Source organism: Micromonospora sp. NPDC048868, from assembly GCF_043198195.1.
GTDB lineage: Bacteria > Actinomycetota > Actinomycetes > Mycobacteriales > Micromonosporaceae > Micromonospora > Micromonospora reichwaldensis.
Window position 1 is genome coordinate 324,930 of sequence record NZ_JBICUN010000004.1, and the last position, 17,205, is coordinate 342,134.

14 protein-coding genes, 1 pseudogene and 1 riboswitch are annotated in these 17,205 nt (G+C 76.5%); of the genes and pseudogenes, 8 read left to right on the forward strand and 7 right to left on the reverse strand.

Features of this window, described 5'->3' with window-relative positions; all coding sequences use genetic code 11:
* Positions 1-102 precede the first annotated feature (102 nt).
* Positions 103-798: pseudogene (locus tag ACGFNF_RS08840) on the forward strand (ATP-dependent DNA helicase); the annotation flags it as partial.
* 4 nt (positions 799-802) lie between these two features.
* On the opposite strand, the gene ACGFNF_RS08845 reads toward ACGFNF_RS08840, so the two are convergent.
* A complete protein-coding gene (locus ACGFNF_RS08845; RefSeq protein WP_393166712.1) occupies positions 803-2,170 on the reverse strand; it encodes an AI-2E family transporter in 1,368 nt (455 codons plus the stop codon).
* Between the two features lie 88 nt (positions 2,171-2,258).
* Between ACGFNF_RS08845 and ACGFNF_RS08850 the strand changes: the two genes are divergently transcribed.
* Together ACGFNF_RS08850 and ACGFNF_RS08855 are read left to right on the forward strand one after the other, a co-directional pair.
* A complete protein-coding gene (locus ACGFNF_RS08850) occupies positions 2,259-2,597 on the forward strand; it encodes a co-chaperone GroES (RefSeq protein WP_151457098.1) in 339 nt (112 codons plus the stop codon).
* A 100-nt stretch (positions 2,598-2,697) separates the two neighbouring features.
* Positions 2,698-2,865 carry a hypothetical protein gene (locus tag ACGFNF_RS08855; RefSeq protein WP_165947924.1) on the forward strand — a complete coding sequence of 56 codons (168 nt, stop codon included), beginning with the start codon at positions 2,698-2,700 and terminating at the stop codon, positions 2,863-2,865.
* Positions 2,866-2,874: 9 nt separating this feature from the next.
* On the opposite strand, the gene ACGFNF_RS08860 is transcribed toward ACGFNF_RS08855, so the two are convergent.
* Positions 2,875-4,350, reverse strand: coding sequence for a PrsW family intramembrane metalloprotease (locus ACGFNF_RS08860; protein ID WP_357578701.1), 1,476 nt, complete (start codon positions 4,348-4,350; stop codon positions 2,875-2,877).
* A 22-nt stretch (positions 4,351-4,372) separates the two neighbouring features.
* Positions 4,373-4,492, forward strand: a riboswitch (SAM riboswitch).
* 46 nt (positions 4,493-4,538) lie between these two features.
* Here ACGFNF_RS08860 and ACGFNF_RS08865 point away from each other — a divergent pair.
* The gene (locus ACGFNF_RS08865) at positions 4,539-5,819 is read left to right on the forward strand and encodes an aminotransferase class V-fold PLP-dependent enzyme (protein ID WP_393166714.1); all 1,281 of its coding nucleotides are present in this window, start codon (positions 4,539-4,541) and stop codon (positions 5,817-5,819) included.
* 88 nt (positions 5,820-5,907) lie between these two features.
* On the opposite strand, the gene ACGFNF_RS08870 is transcribed toward ACGFNF_RS08865, so the two are convergent.
* Entirely contained in the window at positions 5,908-6,846 is a 939-nt protein-coding gene (locus tag ACGFNF_RS08870) for a DMT family transporter (protein ID WP_393166716.1), read from the reverse strand.
* Between ACGFNF_RS08870 and ACGFNF_RS08875 the strand changes: the two genes are divergently transcribed.
* Positions 6,845-8,236, forward strand: a complete 1,392-nt coding sequence (locus ACGFNF_RS08875; RefSeq protein WP_393166718.1) for a PLP-dependent aminotransferase family protein — start codon at positions 6,845-6,847, stop codon at positions 8,234-8,236. The two genes, ACGFNF_RS08870 and ACGFNF_RS08875, sit on opposite strands and share 2 nt — an antisense overlap.
* Positions 8,237-8,301: 65 nt before the next feature.
* On the opposite strand, the gene ACGFNF_RS08880 is transcribed toward ACGFNF_RS08875, so the two are convergent.
* The gene (locus ACGFNF_RS08880) at positions 8,302-9,558 is read right to left on the reverse strand and encodes an aromatic acid exporter family protein (protein ID WP_393166883.1); all 1,257 of its coding nucleotides are present in this window, start codon (positions 9,556-9,558) and stop codon (positions 8,302-8,304) included.
* Positions 9,559-9,632: 74 nt separating this feature from the next.
* Here ACGFNF_RS08880 and ACGFNF_RS08885 point away from each other — a divergent pair, with 74 nt between their 5' ends.
* Complete coding sequence (locus ACGFNF_RS08885) at positions 9,633-10,268, forward strand: metal-dependent phosphohydrolase (RefSeq protein WP_393166720.1); 636 nt, start codon at positions 9,633-9,635, stop codon at positions 10,266-10,268.
* Here ACGFNF_RS08885 and ACGFNF_RS08890 read toward each other — a convergent pair.
* Positions 10,265-10,558: a DUF4031 domain-containing protein gene (locus ACGFNF_RS08890; protein WP_357578706.1), complete on the reverse strand. Its 294-nt coding sequence runs from the start codon at positions 10,556-10,558 to the stop codon at positions 10,265-10,267. The genes ACGFNF_RS08885 and ACGFNF_RS08890 overlap by 4 nt on opposite strands.
* Before the next feature lie 68 nt (positions 10,559-10,626).
* Here ACGFNF_RS08890 and ACGFNF_RS08895 point away from each other — a divergent pair, with 68 nt between their 5' ends.
* A complete protein-coding gene (locus ACGFNF_RS08895; RefSeq protein ID WP_393166722.1) occupies positions 10,627-12,027 on the forward strand; it encodes an FAD-binding oxidoreductase in 1,401 nt (466 codons plus the stop codon).
* 87 nt (positions 12,028-12,114) lie between these two features.
* Here the strand turns inward: ACGFNF_RS08895 and ACGFNF_RS08900 are convergent, their stop codons facing one another.
* Positions 12,115-12,645: a hypothetical protein gene (locus ACGFNF_RS08900; protein WP_393166724.1), complete on the reverse strand. Its 531-nt coding sequence runs from the start codon at positions 12,643-12,645 to the stop codon at positions 12,115-12,117.
* An 88-nt stretch (positions 12,646-12,733) separates the two neighbouring features.
* Positions 12,734-14,551 (reverse strand): glycerol-3-phosphate dehydrogenase/oxidase, encoded by a 1,818-nt coding sequence (locus tag ACGFNF_RS08905; protein ID WP_393166886.1) that lies wholly within the window; start codon positions 14,549-14,551, stop codon positions 12,734-12,736.
* Between the two features lie 78 nt (positions 14,552-14,629).
* Between ACGFNF_RS08905 and ACGFNF_RS08910 the strand changes: the two genes are divergently transcribed.
* Complete coding sequence (locus tag ACGFNF_RS08910; protein ID WP_393166726.1) at positions 14,630-17,185, forward strand: S8 family serine peptidase; 2,556 nt, start codon at positions 14,630-14,632, stop codon at positions 17,183-17,185.
* The last annotated feature ends 20 nt before the right edge of the window (positions 17,186-17,205 follow it).

The following is a 17,205-nucleotide window of genomic DNA, read 5'->3' on the forward strand; positions in this document are numbered from 1 at the left end:
CCGGCCGCCGCCGCCATGGCCGCCCGGTCGGCCGGGCGCACCGGCGGCACCGGCCCGGCGGAGGGCAGCGGAGCGACCGGGGTCGGTACGGCGACCGGCACGGCGGGGGCGCCGGCCACCTCGGGGCCGGGCTGGCGCTCCCTCGACGTCGGCTCGCCGTTCGACTACCCCCGGCAGGGCATCCTGTACGTCGCCGCGCACCTGCCCCGGCCCAGCGTCTCCGGGCTGCCCGACGCGGCCGGCGAGGAGTTGCTCGAGCTGGTCACCGCGCTCGGCGGGCGTACCCTCGGCCTCTTCTCCTCCCGGCGGGCCGCGCAGCAGGCGGCGGAGCTGCTGCGCGCGCGGACCGACCTGCCGGTCCTGCTCCAGGGTGAGGAGGCGCTGCCGCTGCTGGTACGCCGGTTCCGGGAGGAGAAGTCCAGCTGCCTGTTCGGGGTGATGTCGCTCTGGCAGGGCGTCGACGTGCCGGGCGACTCCTGCCAGCTGGTGGTCATCGACCGGCTGCCCTTCCCCCGGCCGGACGAGCCGCTGGCGGCGGCGCGGGCCGCGGCGGTGGACGCCGGCGGGGGGTCGGGCTTCGCGGCGGTCAGCGTGCCGATCGCCGCGATCCGGCTGGCCCAGGGGGTGGGGCGGCTGATCCGGTCGACGGGCGACAAGGGCGTGGTGGCGGTCCTCGACTCGCGCCTGGAGACGGCCCGGGGCTACGGGCCGTTCCTGCGCCGGTCGCTGCCGCCGTTCTGGTACACCACCCGGCCGGAGGTCGCCCGGGGCGCCCTCGACCGCCTCGCCAAGGTCTGACCCGTCAGGGCGCCTGGGAGGCGACGACGACGGCGTCGGGCGGGGTGTCCGGAACGGTGCGGGCGGCGAGCCGGCGGACGGCCGTGTTGAGCACGGCGATCAGCGGCACCGAGACCAGCGCGCCGGTGATCCCGGCGAGGACCACGCCGGCCGCGATGCCGATGATGACCGCGAGCGGGTGGATGGCCACCGCCCGGCCCATGATCAGCGGCTGGAGGAGGTGCCCCTCCACCTGCTGCACCCCGATCACCGCGCCGAGGATGATCAGCGCGGTCACCGGGCCGCTGTCGACAAGCGCGACCAGGACCGCGACGACGCCCGACAGGGTCGCACCGACGATCGGGATGAACGCACCGAGGAAGACGAGCGCGGCGAGCGGGAAGGCGAACGGGATGTCGAAGATGACCAGGAAGACACCGATGCCGACCGCGTCGATGAAGGCGACAAGCACGGTCGCCCGGACGTAGGCGACAAGCGTCGCCCAGGACGCCCGCCCGGCGTCGTCGACCTTCCAGCGGGCGGCCACCGGCAGGAGCCGGACCAGGAAGCGCCAGATCTTGTTGCCGTCGCGCAGGAAGAAGAACGTGGCGAAGAGCACCAGCAGCGTGCCGGTCAGCACCTCAGCCAGCGTGGCGGCCGTGGAGAGGGCGCCACTGGTGAACTTCTCGGTGTTGTTGTTGATCCACTTCTGGCCCTCCTCGATGTAGTTGTCGAGTTGGCCGTCGGAGAGGTGCAGCGGGCCGGTCTTCAGCCAGTCCTGGATCTGCCGGACGCCCTCGGAGGACTTCTTGCTCAGCTCCGGCACGCCCTGGATGAACTCGTTCACCACCAGGGTCAGCGTCCCGATCACCGCGGCCAGGCCGCCCACCAGCACCACCGCCGTCGCCATGGACCGGGGAAGGCGGGCCCGCAGCAGCCAGCCGACCGCCGGCGCGAGCAGCGCCGAGAGCAGCAACGCGACGGCCAGCGGGATGACCACGATCCGGACGGTGCCGACGACCTTCAGCAGCGCCCAGGCCACGACGCCGATCACGATCAGCCGCCAGGACCACGCGGCGGCGATCCGCAGCGCGTGCGGCACGTCCGCGTCGTCCCGGCTGGAGGTGGAGTTGTGCATCGCCCCGGGCGGCGGGGCGCCGACGACGGTCGCGGAGGGCGCCGCCACCGGGCCGGGGGACGTCGGCGAGGCCACGCCGGCCGACTCGGGGCCGTCGACCGGATCCGTACGGCGTGCCCGCGCCGTCTCCCGGCCCGACTCGTACGCGCGACGGAGCCGTCCGCGGATCTGCTCGAAGCGGCTCAAGCGCACCTCCTGGCAAGAGACCGGCCCGCCCACGCCGGTGGGCGGACAGGATACGTCCGACGACGCCACCGTAGGGCAGGTCCGCCACACATTGCCCCCGGCCCCCGGCGCGTAACCGCCCACGGCCCGCCGACCGGGACACGGTAGCGTCTGCGGCGTGACCGCCGACGAGAATCTCGACTCCAAGCTGCCGATCCGCCTGCTGCACGACCGTGTGCTGGTGCGGATGGAGGGGAGCGAGGGTGAGCGACGCTCGACCGCCGGCATCGTGATTCCGGCGACCGCCGCCGTGGGCAAGCGGCTGGCCTGGGCCACGGCCGTGGGCGTGGGGCCGAACGTGCGCGCCATCGTCTCGGGCGACCGGGTCCTCTTCGACCCCGACGACCGCTCCGAGGTCGAACTGCACGGCCGCGGGTACGTGCTGCTGCGCGAACGCGACGTGCACGCCGTGGCCGCCGAGCGGGTCGAGAACGACTCCACCGGCCTCTACCTCTGAGCCCACCCCCGCCCCACCCGCCCGGATGAGGGCGCCGGTGCCGTTTGCGTCGCCTCCCGCCGGGAAGCCAGCCGCATCACCGGCCCTGGGGAGGGACGCGATGCCGGTACTAGTGAAGAAGATTCTGCTCTGGGGGAGCGTCGCGTTCCTGATCTACTTCATGGCCTTCCGGCCGGAGGGCGCGGCGGAGATGTTCAAGGCGATCGGGGCGGGACTGATGGCGATGGCGCAGGGCCTCGGTGACTTCCTCACCAGCCTGATGACCTGACGACCGGGCTCAGGGGCGGCCGGGGTGCCACGGCGCCGGCGGCTGCTGGCCGTACCAGCCGGGCGGGGGCGGCGGGGGCGGCGGTACGAGCACCACCGGGATCGGCACGACGGGATCGTCCGGCGCCTCGACCGACCGCTGCGTGCCGTCCGGGAACCGCAGGTGGTAGCGGTGCCCGTCCCAGATTCCCGCCGGCACCTGCGGGTCCCGGCCCACGAAGAACGACCGGTACGCGCCGATCGCCTCCAGCAGCTCCCGTTCCTCCCGCGCGGTCCGCTCCCGGTCCGCCGGACGCCGGTCCAGGCCGCGCAGTGCGCCGTCGCGCAGCAGCGCCAGCCGGGTCGCCGCGAACTGGTAGCCGCGCATCGCCCTCAGCCCGCCGTCGCCGGCCACCCGCTTGGCCCACACCCGGGCCGCGTGCCGCCGCCCCAGGCTGCTCAGCGCCGCCACCTCCGGCGGGGTCAGCCAGCCCGCCCGCACGTAGTCCGGCAGCGTCCGCTCGGTGAGCCGCCCCTCCCAGGCCCGGAGCCACAGGGCGAGCCCGACCATGGCGAAGAAGACCGGCACCATCACGCCGATGAAGCCGTACAGCATGATCAACGTCTGGCCGGTGGCCTGGGTGAGCGTCGGCAGCAGGTTCCACAGCCCGTGCAGCATCATCGCCAGCAGCAGCCCGGCGAGCGGGGCTAGCACCCGGACCCACCGGCTGGCGGTGCGCGCGGCGATGCCCAGCCCCACCCCCGTCATGGAGGTGAAGAGCGGGTGGGCGAAGCCGAAGAGCAGGATCCGGACGATGAAGATGGCGATCACCTGCTGGGTGCCGGTCGCCGGCCCGTACCGCTCCACTCCGCTGGCATAGCCGTGGCCGCCCAGGTAGAGGATGTTCTCCACCATGGCGAAACCGACGGCGGAGAGCCCGCAGTAGACCAGGGCGTCAGTGATGCCCGAGATCTCCCGCCGGCGGAAGATCAGCAGCAGGATCGGCCCGAGCGCCTTGGTCAACTCCTCGATGAACGGCGCGACCAGCACCGCGGTCAGCGCGGTCGGCAGCCCCCAGTCCTCGAAGAGCCCGGCGGAGAAGTTGTTGACCTTGTAGGAGGCGGCGGTGGAGACGAACGCGCCCCAGGCGAAGCAGAAGATCAGGTACTTCAGGGGCTCCGGTTCGTAGCGGTCCAGCCAGAGGAAACAGGCCACCAGGACCGGAACCGGGAGGAGCGCGGCGACCAGCCCGATCAGCAGCGCCTCGACGCCGAGATTGAAACCGAGTTCGAAGACCATGTACACCGCGCAGGCCGCGATGAACAGAACGGCCCCGACCAGTACCAGGATCCGACGCCAGTCGAGCCCGCGTAACGGCATCCGGGGCCCGGCCCCGCCCGGCGGCGGGACGGCGGGCGCGGTCGGCGACGGCGGCAGGGGTGCGCCGGGCGGGGTGTCGGCCATGCGGTCAGCGTAGCCATCCCCGGCCGCCTGGTCCGGCCGCATTCACCCGGCTATGCTGCCGGCAGGTCACGAGCGCCAGCGTCAAGCCCCGGCTTGCTGGCCGGCAACCCTCGTCGAGTTCGCGGTGGGGTGCCCCGGGTGATGACCGGGCCCGGCCCGATCGCGTGCCGGGCAAGCGCGGACCCCGCCCGTGTGCGCCCACCCGGGGTCCCTGGACCCGGAGGTCGGCCATGACCGTCACCCTCGTACCCCCGCCCGCGCCGCAGCCGCCCGCCGTCGCCGACCCGCTCGACGTGCTCGGCGTAGCCGGCCAGGTGAACCTCGACTACGCGGCCACCGCACCCTGCGCGCGGGCCGCGGCCGACGCGGTGGCCGAGCTGCTGCCCTGGTACGCCAGCGTGCACCGCGGCGCCGGGGCGCTGTCGCGGCGCTGCACCCTCGCCTACGAGCGCGCCCGGCAGACGGTCGGCGACTTCCTCGGCGCCCGCGCCGACGACCACGTGGTCTTCACCCGCAACACCACCGACGCGCTGAACCTGCTGGCCCGGGCGCTGCCCGCCGGCACGACGGTGGTCACCTTCGGCGGGGAGCACCACGCCAACCTGCTGCCCTGGCCGCGTGGCTCGGTGCGGCTGCCGGTGCCCCCGGATCCCGCCGGGGCGGTCCGCGCGCTCGACGCGGCGCTCGGCGAGCTGCGCAGGCAGGCCCCGTCGGGCCCCCGCGGCGCGCAGCAGGGCCCGCCCGTGCTGGTGGCGGTGACCGCAGCGAGCAACGTGACCGGTGAGCGCTGGCCGGTGGCCGAGCTGGCCCGGGTGGCCCGGCGGCACGGCGCCCGGATCGCGGTGGACGCCGCGCAGCTCGCCCCGCACGCGCCGGTGGACGTCGCCGCCCTCGACGTCGACTACCTCACGCTCTCCGGCCACAAGCTGTACGCCCCCTTCGGCGCGGGCGTGCTCGTCGGGCGCGCGGACTGGCTGGACGCCGCGCCGCCGTACCTGGCCGGCGGGGGCGCCACCAGCCACGTCGGGGCGGCCACCCACGACGTACGGTGGGCGACCGGCCCGGCCCGGCACGAGGCGGGCACCCCGAACCTGCTCGGCGCGGTCGCCCTGGCGGCGGTCTGCACCGCGCTGGCCGACGCGGACCGGGCCGCCCTGCACGACGCCGAGCAGGCTCTGCTGACCCGGCTGCGCGAAGGCCTCGCGGCCCTGCCGCACGTGCTGGAGCTGCGCATGTTCGGGCCGGCGGCGCCCCGGGTGGGGATCGTGTCGTTCGTGGTGGCCGGCCGGGACTCGACGGAGGTGGCGGCGGAACTCGCGACGACGTACGACATCGGGGTGCGCGACGGCCTGTTCTGCGCCCACCCGCTGGCCCGGCGGCTGCTCGACGAGGCGGCCGCCCGCGCCGGCCAGCGGGACCTGCCGCCGACCGCCCTGCGCGCCAGCATCGGCCTGGGCAGCACGACCGGGCACGTGGACCGGCTGCTCGCCGCCCTCGCCGCGCTGGCCTGACCGACCCGGGAGCGCCCGCCGGCCCGCTCCCCCGGGCCGGCGGGACGGCACGGGCCCCGCACCGCCCCGGGACTGGCCGCGTCTCCCGTCAGGCCTTGCCCACCGCGGGTGCCGGCGCGCGGTCGCGGGTGCGCTGGATCAGCACCACACACGCCAGCACGGCCACCGCCGCCGCGATCGAGGCACCGGTGACGGCCTCGCCGAGCAGCAGCGCCGACCAGGCCAGGGTGAGCACCGGCTGGGCGAGCTGGATCTGCCCGACCTGCGCGATGCCGCCCCGGGCCAGGCCCGCGTACCAGGCGAAGAAGCCCAGGAACATCGAGACCACGGTGAGGTAGCCGAACGCCGACCAGGCGACGGGGTCGGCGCGCGGCGGGGCGGCCACGGCGGCGACGACCATGACGGGCACGGTGACGGGCAGCGAGAGCAGCAACGCCCAGCAGATCGTCCGGGCGCCGCCCAGCTCGCGGGCGAGCGCGCCGCCCTCGGCGTACCCCAGGCCGCAGAGCACGACCGCCGCGAGCAGGAACAGGTCGGGTGGGGCGAGGGCCCCGCGTACCGCGCCGCTGGCGCCGAGGAAGGTGAGCACCGCCAGCAGCCCGCCGGCGCTGGCGGCCCAGAACAGCGGCGGCGGTCGCTCGCCGGCCCGCAGCACCGCGAACACGGCGGTCATGGCGGGCAGCACGGTGATGACGACCGCGCCGTGCGCGGAGGTCTGGGTGCTGAGCGCCAGCGAGGTGAACAGCGGGAAACCGACGACGACGCCGAGGGCGACGACCGTCAGCCGCCGCCACTGACCACGCGTGGGCCGCGGGGCGCGGGTGGATCGCAGGTACGCCCAGGCCAGCAGCGCCGCGCCGACGGCCCGGCCGAAGGCGACGAACCACGGGTCGAGCTGTTGCACGGCGACGCGGGTCGCGGGCAGCGACATGCTGAAGGCGAGCACGCCCAGCGCGCCGAGGGCGAGACCGACCGTCCGGTCCGCCGTTACCGTGGTCCTGACAGTAGCGCTACTGTTCCCGTTCATGAATGACGGTAACGCAGCCGACCGCGTCGTCCAAGACCTGCGCGGGCTCGCGGCTGCCGCGGATCCCGGCACGCGGCTGCCCTCGGTGCGCGAGCTGACGGCCCGGCACCAGGCCTCCCCGGTCACCGTCGCCGAGGCCATCCGCCAGCTCGTGGCCCAGGGACTGGTCGAGACGCGAGCCGGCAGGGGCACCTTCGTGGCCGCCCCGCCTCGCGAGTGGCGCGCCCCCGACCTGTCGTGGCAGACCGTGGCGCTCGGCCCCCGCCGGCCGGGCGAGGACGAGATGCAGGCGCTACTGGCGTTACCGCCCGCCGGAGCGATCCCGCTGTCCGGGGGCTACCTGGACGGGGAGCTGCAACCCGCCGCCGCGCTCGGGGCCGCGCTCAGCCGCGCCGCCCGGCAGCCCGCGTCCTGGCAGCGCGGGCCGGCCGAGGGGCGTGAAGACCTGCGCGCCTGGTTCGCCCGCGAGGCCGGGGCCGGGCTGCGCGCCGAGGACATGGTGGTCTGCCCGGGCGGACAGGCCGCCCTGTCGTCCGCGCTGCGGGCGCTCGCCGCGCCCGGCGACACCCTGCTCGTCGAGTCGCCGACCTACCTGGGCGCGCTGGCCGCCGCCCGGGCGGCCGGCCTCCGGGTGGTGCCCGTGCCCGCCGACGCCGACGGGGTACGCCCCGACCAGCTCGCCGCCGCGTTCGCCCGCACCGGCGCCCGGCTGTTCTACTGCCAGCCGCTGTACGCCAACCCGCACGGCGCGACGCTCGCGGAGGACCGCCGGGCCCGGGTCGCCGAGGCCGTACGCGACGCCGGGGCGTTCCTCATCGAGGACGACTACGCCCGCGACCTCACCATCGACGGCCAGGCCCCGCCACCGCTGGCCGCCGACGACCCCGACGGGCACGTCGTCTACCTGCGGTCGCTGACCAAGTCGACCGCTCCCGGGTTGCGCGTCGCCGCGATCGGCGCCCGCGGTCCCGCCGGCGCCCGGCTGCGGGCGGCCCGGCTGCTCGACGACTTCTTCGTCGCCGGGCCACTGCAACAGGCCACGATCGAGTTCGTCACCACCCCGGCCTGGGCGCGTCACCGCCGCGCCCTGCGCACCGCGCTGCGGACCCGCCGCGAGGCGCTGCTGACCGCGCTCCGCCGGCACCTGCCGGAACTGGCCCGGCAGCCGGTCCCGCGCGGCGGCATGCACCTCTGGGTACGCCTGCCGGAGGGCACCGACGACGTCGCGCTGGCCGCCGCCGCGGCCGCCGAAGGCGTCGTCGTCCTCCCCGGCCGCCCCTGGTACGCCGCCGAGCCCCCGGCCCCCCACCTCCGCCTCACCTACGCCGCCGCCCCGTCCGACCTCATGGACGAGGCCGTCCGCCGCCTGGCCCGCGCCCTGCGGGCCTGACCGGGTCGACGGGGTGGGGCATCCGCCCACGCCCCGCGGCCTGGGCGGGTCGACGGGGGTGCGGGTCAGCCGAGCGGCGGGGCGGCGGGCGGCTTCGGGGCTTCGTCCCGCTCCCCCTCGCCGCCCGGCCGGTCCGGGTCGCCGAAGGACTGCCGGACCCCGCGGTTCGCCTCCTCCTGGCTGATGCCGGAGGCCACCATCAGGTCGCTGGCGGTGGTCCGCACCTGCGCGATCACCACGCTGCCGGAGAAGCCGACCCCTTCGGCGTACGCCCGGCCGGCCTCGCTGACCGCGCGCAGCGCCCGCTCCCGGGCCTGCTCGGGCTCCTCGCCCACGGCGAACTCGTGCTTGAGCAGGCGTACCGACTCGGCGAGATGGGCCACCGCGTCCGGCATCGTCTCCGGGATGGGCTCCTCGTCCTCGATCAGGGTCACCGCGCGCCGGGTCAGCGTGCCGGCGTTGCGCATCGCCCGGTCGATCGGGTCGGCGGCCTCGGCGTAGTGGGTGAGCTCGTCCCGCCGGTGCCACCGGGCGGGCGAGAGCGTGGTGGTCTCCTTCGCCCCCTCGATGGCCTCGGTGAAGGTGGCCATCTCCTCCTGGTTGTTGCGGAGCCGGTCCAGGGCCCGCTGGGCCTTGCCCCGGTCCCGGTCCCGCAGGGCCTCCGCGGTCACGTCGAGCTGGGCGGCGAGCAGGTCCAGGGCTGGCCGGGCGGCCCGGTTGATGACCCGCAGCGGATTGAGCGGCAGCAGGATCGCGGTGACCAGCAGCGCGATGCCGCCACCGATGAACGCGTCGATGAACCGGGGGATCTCCAGGTTCTCGGTCGACGGGCTGAGCGTGACGATCAGCACCGCCGTGGCCGCCGCCTGGATGACGATGGCCACGCTGGCGCCCGCGAAGATGGTCAGCATGATGGCCAGGGTGACCACCAGCCCGAGCTGCCACGGGCCGGTGCCGAGCAGGTAGATGAGGAAGTCGCCGACGGCGACCCCGATCGCCACTCCGACGATCAACTCCACCGTGCGGCGGAACCGCTGGCCGACCGAGGCGGCGAGGGTGCCGACCGCGGAGATCGGCGCGAAGACCGGCTGCGGGTTGCCGAGCAGCTCGTGCGCCGCCAGCCAGGACAGTCCGGCGGCGAGGCCGGCCTGCACGGCGAGGCCCATCGCCATCCGCAGCCGGTGCAGGCGGTCGTGCAGGGTGGCCTTGCCGCGGTGCCGCAGGCGCTCCGCCACCTCGGCGATCCGGGCGCCGTCGACGTCCGTCGCCCGGTCGCGCAGTATGGCGCGTCGCACCAGTGAGGGTCGACGGTCCCGGGCCACGGCCATGGCGGGGACTACCCGTGCCGCGCCGGGTGAATCCTCGCCGGCGACGGCGGTAGGGCAGACTCGGCCGGGTGGTCGACCTTCTCGACCGGTGGCGGGCCGCGGCCCGGGGCGCCGGAATGACCGACGCGGCGGAGCTGAGCCGGGTCGGCGAGGACCTGCTGGCCCGCTGGCACGAGCCGCACCGGCACTACCACGACGCCGACCACCTGACGGCCGTCCTCGACGTGGTCGACGCCCACGCGCCGGTCGCCGGGCGGCCGGACCTGGTGCGCCTCGCGGCCTGGTGCCACGACGCCGTCTACGACCCGCGCGCGGGGGGCGACGCCAACGAGCGCGACAGCGCGGCGCTCGCCGGGACGCTGCTCACCCGGGCGGGCCTGCCGGCCGACGCCGTGGCCGAGGTGCGCCGGCTGGTGCTGCTCACCGCCGGCCACGCCGTGGAGCCGGGCGACGCCGACGGTGCGTTGCTCTGCGACGCCGACCTCGCCGTCCTGGCGACGCCGCCCGAGGCGTACGACCGCTACGCCGCCGCGATCCGCCGGGAGTACGCGCACGTGCCCGAGGCCGACTTCCGGGTCGGCCGCGCCCGGGTGCTCGCCGGGCTGCTCGCCCTGCCGGCGCTGTTCCGGCTGCCGCCGCTGGCACGGCGCTGGGAGCCCCGGGCCCGTGCCAACCTGACCCGCGAGCTGTCCACGCTCCGCTAGCCCTCCGCCCCCACCCGCACCCCACGCGGGCGGGCCAGGTGCTTGGGGCGGCGCAGCCCGGCCTGCCGGAGCAGGCGCACCAGCTCCCGGCTCGGCACCACCCGGGCGCCCAGCCAGACCGCCATCGCGAACCGGTCGGCCGGGATGTCGTAGTGGTCCCGGTCGAACCCCCGGCGGGGCGCGCCCAGCATCTCGGCGAAGGCGTGCAGCTCAGCGGGGGAGACGTCGCTGATCAGGTGGGACCAGAGCCGCCCCCGCCACGGCCAGGCGGGCCGGTCCAGGTAGAGCATGTCGGCCAAGGTACCCCGCAGCGGGGACCGGTTGGTGATCGCGCGGGACCGACCGTAGCCTCGGCGACATGGCCGGATCCCCCCTCCTCGACGATCTGCGGGCGGCGCTCGGCGACGACGCCGTCCTGACCGACCCGGACCTGTTGCGGATGCACGAGCGGGACGAGGCCGACCTCTGCGCCGCCGCTACGCCCCTGGTCGTGGTCCGTCCCCGCACCACCGCGCAGGTGGCCGCCGCGCTGCGGGCGGCCGCGCGGCACGGCGTACCGGTGGTGCCGCAGGGGGCGCGCACGGGGCTGGCCGGCGCGGCCAACGCCGTCGACGGCGCGATGGTGGTCAGCATGGTCGCGATGGACGCCGTGCTGGAGATCGACCCGGTGAACCGGATCGCGGTGGTGCAGCCCGGCGTGGTCAACGCGACGCTCGCCGCCGCCGTGACGGAGCAGGGGCTCTGGTACCCGCCCGACCCGGGCTCGTGGGAGTCGTCCACGATCGGCGGGAACGTCGCCACCAACGCCGGCGGCATGTGCTGCGTCAAGTACGGCGTCACCACCGAGTACGTGCTGGGCCTGGAGGTGGTGCTCGCCTCCGGCGAGGTGCTGCGCACCGGCCGGCGTACCGCCAAGGGGGTGGCCGGGTACGACCTCACCCGGCTCTTCGTGGGTTCCGAGGGCACCCTCGGCGTGATCACGGAGGTGACGGTGGCGCTGCGGCCCGCCCCGGCGGAGTCGCTGACCATGGTGGCGGTCTTCCCGACCACCGCCGCCGCCGGCGCGGCCGTGGCCGGGATCGCTGCCCGGGGGCTCTCCCCCAGCCTGCTGGAGCTGCTCGACCGGACGCACCTGCGGGCGATCGAGGCGTACCGGCCGATGGGGCTGCGGACGGACGCCCAGGCGCTGCTGCTGGCCGCCGCCGACACCGGCTCCCGCGCGGCCGACGACCTGGCCGGCCTGGCCGCGGTCTGCGAGGCGGCCGGCGCCGACGAGGTCTACGCGGCCACCGACGCCGTGGAGGCGGCGGCCCTGTTGCAGGCGCGCCGGCTCGCGCACCCGGCGATGGAGAAGTTCGCGGCGGAGACCTACCCGGGCGGCAACGGCGGCCTGGTCATCGACGACGTGGCGGTCCCCCGGGGCGCGCTGGCGGCGCTGCTCGACGGGGTGGCCCGGATCGCGGCGGAGTGCGACGTGCCGATCGGCGTGGTCGGCCACGCCGGCGACGGCAACATGCACCCGAACATCGTGGTGGACCGGGCCGACCCGGCGAGCCTCGAACGCGGCCGGCGCGCGTTCGACGAGATCATGCGCCTCGGCCTCGAACTGGGCGGCACCTGCACCGGCGAGCACGGCGTGGGCCTGCTCAAGCGCGACTGGCTCGCCCGCGAGATCGGCCCGGTGAGCCTGCGGGTGCACCAGGCGATCAAGGCCGCCCTCGACCCGGCCGGCCTGCTCAACCCCGGCAAGGTCCTCTGACGGGCCCGGCGCGACGGCCTTCCGCCGGCCGCGGTCCGGACGCCGGTGGCGCCGGTCCCGGGCGGGCCTCCGCCGGGGGCGCGGCCGTCAGGCGGTCATCTCGGCCGGGGTGGCCTGGGTGAGCAGCAGCAGGATCTCGTTGGCGATGGGCGGGTGCTCCTCGCCCGGGCAGTCCTGCGACGTGACCAGGCCGGTCGAGGTGAGCAGGCTGGAGGTCAGCGCGTCGATGCAGGTGACCTGGTAGCGCCGGACCTGGTCGGTCTCCTTCGCCAGCCCCGGGTCGGCGAGCAGCTCCTGGAGCCGGGCGACGTGTTCCGGGCCGAGCACCCCGGTCGACGTCACGCCGTCGCCGGCGCAGTCGACACACTCCCACCTGCCGTCCGGTTCCACGTTGAGCGTGCGCAGCGGCCCGTCCGTGCCGACCCGCTGGAGGAGGCTGACCTCGCCCCTTCCGGCGGTCGCCGCGCCGCCGGGCCCCGGCTGCGACAGCCCGGTGCCGGCCGGACCCGGCGCGGGGCCGTCGTCGGCGTTTCCGGGCAGCGAGCAGCCGGCGAGGGCGGCGGCCATCAGGGCCGCGACGGACACGCGGACCGGACGCGACCAGGAAGCGGAGGGCACGGGCCGGAACCTATCCCACAGTGGGTGAGGGCCGTAACCGCTCTCCGGGGTGGGGCGGGCGAATGTAGGGGTGACCGGGGCCGGGCCGTCAGCGGGACGAGGACGGCAGTTCGGCCTGGTCGTCGTCCGCGCCGCGGTCCGCCGCGAAGCCCCGTACGTCGGGCGCGCCGAGCCGGGCGGCGTCGGCGGTGGCGTCGTCGGGCATCAGCTGGGACTCGCGTTCCGCCTCCACCCGGGCGCGGTAGTGCTCCACCTCGCGGGCCCGGGTGGCCTCGTCCCAGCCGAGCACCGCGCCCATCAGCTCGGCCGCGTGGCCCGCCGACTCCAGGCCCCGGTGCGCCGTCTCGAAGGAGATCCGGGTCCGCCGGGTGAGCACGTCCTCCAGGTGCAGCGCCCCCTCGGCCCGGGCCGCGTACGTCACCTCGGCGGCCAGGTACTCCGGTGCGCCGGCCAGCGGGGACGCCAGCAGCGGGTCCGCGTCGATCAGCGCGAGCAGGTCGCGGGTGAGGGTGCCGTAGCGCTCCAGCAGGTGCTCGACCACCCCGACCGGCATCCCGTGCCGGCGGGCGAGGTCCGCCCGGTCCCGCCACGTCGCCGGGTAGCCGTCAGCGCCGAGCAGCGGCAGGTCGGCGGTGCGGGAGGGGCGTACGGCGCCGAGCCGGTGAGCGGCCCGGTCGACCACGTCGGAGGCCATCACCCGGTACGTCGTGTACTTGCCGCCGGCGACCAGCAGCAGCCCGAGCATCGGCTCGAAGACGGCGTGCTCCCGGGACAGCTTGGAGGTGGAGTCGGCCTCGCCGGCCAGCAGCGGCCGCAGCCCGGCGTAGACGCCCTCGATGTCGGCCGTCGTGAGCGGCCGGTCGAGCACCGTGTTGACCTGCTCCAGCAGGTATTCGATGTCCCGGGCGGAGGCCGCCGGGTGGGACCGGTCCAGCCGCCAGTCGGTGTCGGTGGTGCCGATGATCCAGTGCCCGCCCCACGGGATCACGAAGAGCACGCTGGTGGCCGTACGCAGGATCAGCCCGGCCTCGCCGGTGATCGCTGAGCGGGGCACCACCAGGTGCACGCCCTTGGAGGCCCGGACGCGGATGCCGGGGCGCAGCCCGACGTCGTTCAGCATCCGCGACATGTCGTCGCTCCACACCCCGGTGGCGGCGATGACGGTGCGGGCGCGTACCTCGAACTCGGCGTCCGGGGAGCCGGCGGGTGCCTCCAGGTCGCGGACCCGGACGCCGGTGACCTCGCGGGCCTGCCGGATGAGCCCGACCGCCCGGGTGCTGTTCACCACGGTCGCGCCGAGGCTGGCCGCCGTGCGGGCCAGGGTAACCACCAGCCGCGCGTCGTCGACCTGCCCGTCGTAGTAGCGGATCGCGCCGGCCACCGCGTCGGCGCGCAGGCTGGGGAAGACGCGGCGGGCGCCCTCGCGGGTCAGGTGCCGGTGCAGCGGCATGCCGCGCCCGCCGCCGAAGACCCCGGCGAAGGCGTCGTACGCCGCGACGCCGGCGCCGTAGTAGGAGCGGCGGAACACCCGGGCCGGCAGGCCGCGTACTCCCCGCCCGTCGGGCAGCGGGACCAGGATGGGCACCGGCCGGACCAGGTGCGGGGCCAGCCGGGTGGCGAGCAGCCCGCGCTCGGTGAGCGCCTCGTGCACCAGGTGGAACTCCAACTGCTCCAGGTAGCGCAGGCCCCCGTGGATGAGCTTGCTGGAGCGGCTGGAGGTGCCGGCGGCGTAGTCGCGCGCCTCCACCAGGGCCACCTTCAGCCCTCGCGAGGCGGCGTCCAGGGCGGCACCCGCCCCGGTCGCGCCACCGCCGATGACCAGCACGTCGAAGCGTTCGGCGCGCAGGCGGCGCAGGTCGGCGGCCCGGCGCTCGGGGGAGAGCTGGCCGGCCGTCGTTCGGGACACGTTGGGGTCACGCACCCGTCCACGGTAACCGTCGCCGCCACCCGGCGGGACAGCCCGTCCGCGCCGTACTGTCGCAGGATGGAGGTCGGCCCCCCGTTCCCCGCTGGTCAACCCGTTCCAAGGCCCTTGGCCACGCCGGGCCCGCCGAGCCCCTGGGCGGTGGTGGCGGCGGCGGTGACGGGCTGCTGGACGGTCGGGCTCGTCGTCGTCGGCCAGCTCGGCGGCTGGCTGGCCGACCAGGTCCTGCTGGCCTCCGGGCTGGACCGCGTGGTCTGGCTCTGGCCGGCGACGGTGCTGTTCACCGTGCTGCTGGTCGGGGCGCCCGCGCTGACGCTGGCCCTGCTGCCCCGCTCGGCGGCGGTCCGCACCACCGGCCGGACCTGGCTGGCGGCGGCGCTCGCGCTCGGCGCGCTGGGGCTGCTCCGGGCGCTCCCGCCGGTGCACCACGAGGCGTACCTCGCCGCGCTCGCCGCCACGGCCGCCCTGGCCGCCCTCGTCCTGCGGGTGCTGGCCCGGCGCGCGGCGGTCGCGACCCCCCGGGTGCCCGCCTCGGCCGCCCCGCGCCGGGCGCCCGCGTCGGCCGCCACGCTGCTCGGGGTGACCGGCGGGCTGGCGCTGCTGCTGCCCTGGGTCTGGCTGGGCGCCCTCGGTGGGCTGCTGGAGACGGTGCTCGCCGGGGTCGCCGCCGCCGCGCTGGGCGTGCTGGCCGGGGCGCTGCTGGACGACGCCTTCTGGTCTCGCTTCACCGTCGGCGAACCGCCCCGACCGGCCCGGTTGGTGCTGGTCGGCGGCCTGGTCGCCGGGGTCACGCTGCTGCTGCTCGCCGCCGGGGTCGGCCAGTCCGGGGCCCAGCTTCCCCTGCTGCTGACCCTGCCGCCGGCCGGCTTCGCGCTGGCGGCCCTGCACGCGGCGGCCCGCCGCCCGGACCCGGCCGGCCCGCCGGACGCCGCCCCCGTCGGCTCCCCGGGTGCCGCTCCGGCCGGCCCCTCCGGTCCGCTCCCCGCCGGTCCCGCCGGCGCTGACGGCCGGGAGCCGGCCGGGCGACCGGGGACAGGTGCCCTGCGGCCCGCGGTCCGTTGGCTGGTGGGGCTCGGCGTGCTCGGCCCGCTGGCCTTCACCGACCCCGAGGAGATCACCCTCCTCCTGGCCAGCACCCGCGACGTGCCGTTCTGGGTGGCCGCCGCCGCCGGCGCCGGGCTCGCCGTCGCGGCCGTCCTCGCCGTGACGTACGGCGTGCTGCTGGGCCGGGGCCGGCGGCCGAGCCGGCGGATGGCCGGGGTGACCGCCGCCGCCCTGCTGCTGGCGGTCGGCGTGGTGGCCGTCGGCGTGGGGCAGCCCGGCCTGCACGGCGAGCGGCTGTTCGTGGTGCTCCGCGAGCAGGCCGACCTCGCCGGCGTCCCGGGGACGACCGGTCGGGCCGGCCGGGACGCCCGGGTCGCCGAGGTCCACCGGCGGCTGGTCGCGACGGCCGAGCGGACCCAGGCCGACCTGCGCCGGGACCTGCGGCGGCTGCGGCTCGACCACACCCCCTACTACCTCGTCAACGCCGTCGAGGTGGACGGCGGGCCGGCGGTGCGGGCCTGGCTGTCGCGCCGGCCGGAGGTCGCCCGGGTGCTGGTCAGCCAGCGGGTACGACCGCTGCCCGCGCCGGCCGGCCGCAGTCGCGGCACCGCGCCCGCGCCCGCCGGCCCCGAGTGGAACGTCCGGATGCTCGGTGCGGACCGGGTCTGGTCCCAGCTCGGGGTGGACGGCTCCGGGATCGTGGTGGGCAGCTCGGACTCGGGCGTGGACGGTGGGCACCCCGCGCTGGCGGGCGGCTTCCGGGGCGGCGACGACTCCTGGCACGACCCGTGGAACGGCACCCGGGCGCCGACCGACCAGGGCGGGCACGGCACCCACACGGCGGGCAGCGCGGTGGGCCGGGGCGGCATCGGGGTCGCCCCGGGCGCCCGGTGGGCCGGCTGCGTCAACCTGGACCGCAACCTCGGCAACCCCGCGTACTACCTGGACTGCCTCCAGTTCATGCTGGCGCCCTTCCCGGCGGGCGGGGACCCGTTCACCGACGGGCGCCCGGCGCGCGCGCCGGACATCCTCACCAACTCGTGGGGCTGCCCGGCGCTCGAAGGCTGCGACCCGGGCGTGCTCGGGCCGGCCACCGCCGCCCTGGACGCTGCCGGCGTCATGGTGGTGGCAGCGGCCGGCAACACCGGGCCGTACTGCCGCTCGATCGACGACCCGCCCGCCCCGTACGCGGACGTGCTGACCGTCGGCGCGGTGGACCGGCAGCGTAAGGTCACCCTGTTCTCGTCGCGGGGACCGGTGCCGGGGGCGGCCAAGCCGGACCTGGTCGCGCCGGGCGACGAGGTGCTGTCGGCGATGCCGGGCGGCGGGTACGCCGTCCTGAGCGGCACCTCGATGGCGACGCCGCAGGTGGCCGGCGTGGTGGCGCTGATGTGGTCGGCCAACCCGGCGCTGGTCGGCGACCTGCCCCGCACCCGGCAGATCCTCCGGGACACCGCGACCCCGGCCGTGGCCACGTACGCCACCCGGACGCAGACCTGCGGGGGCGACCGGAACATCACCGGCGCCGGCCTGGTCGACGCGTACGCCGCCGTTCAGGCGGCGCGGGGGTGAGGGTCGGCACGGAGCGCCGG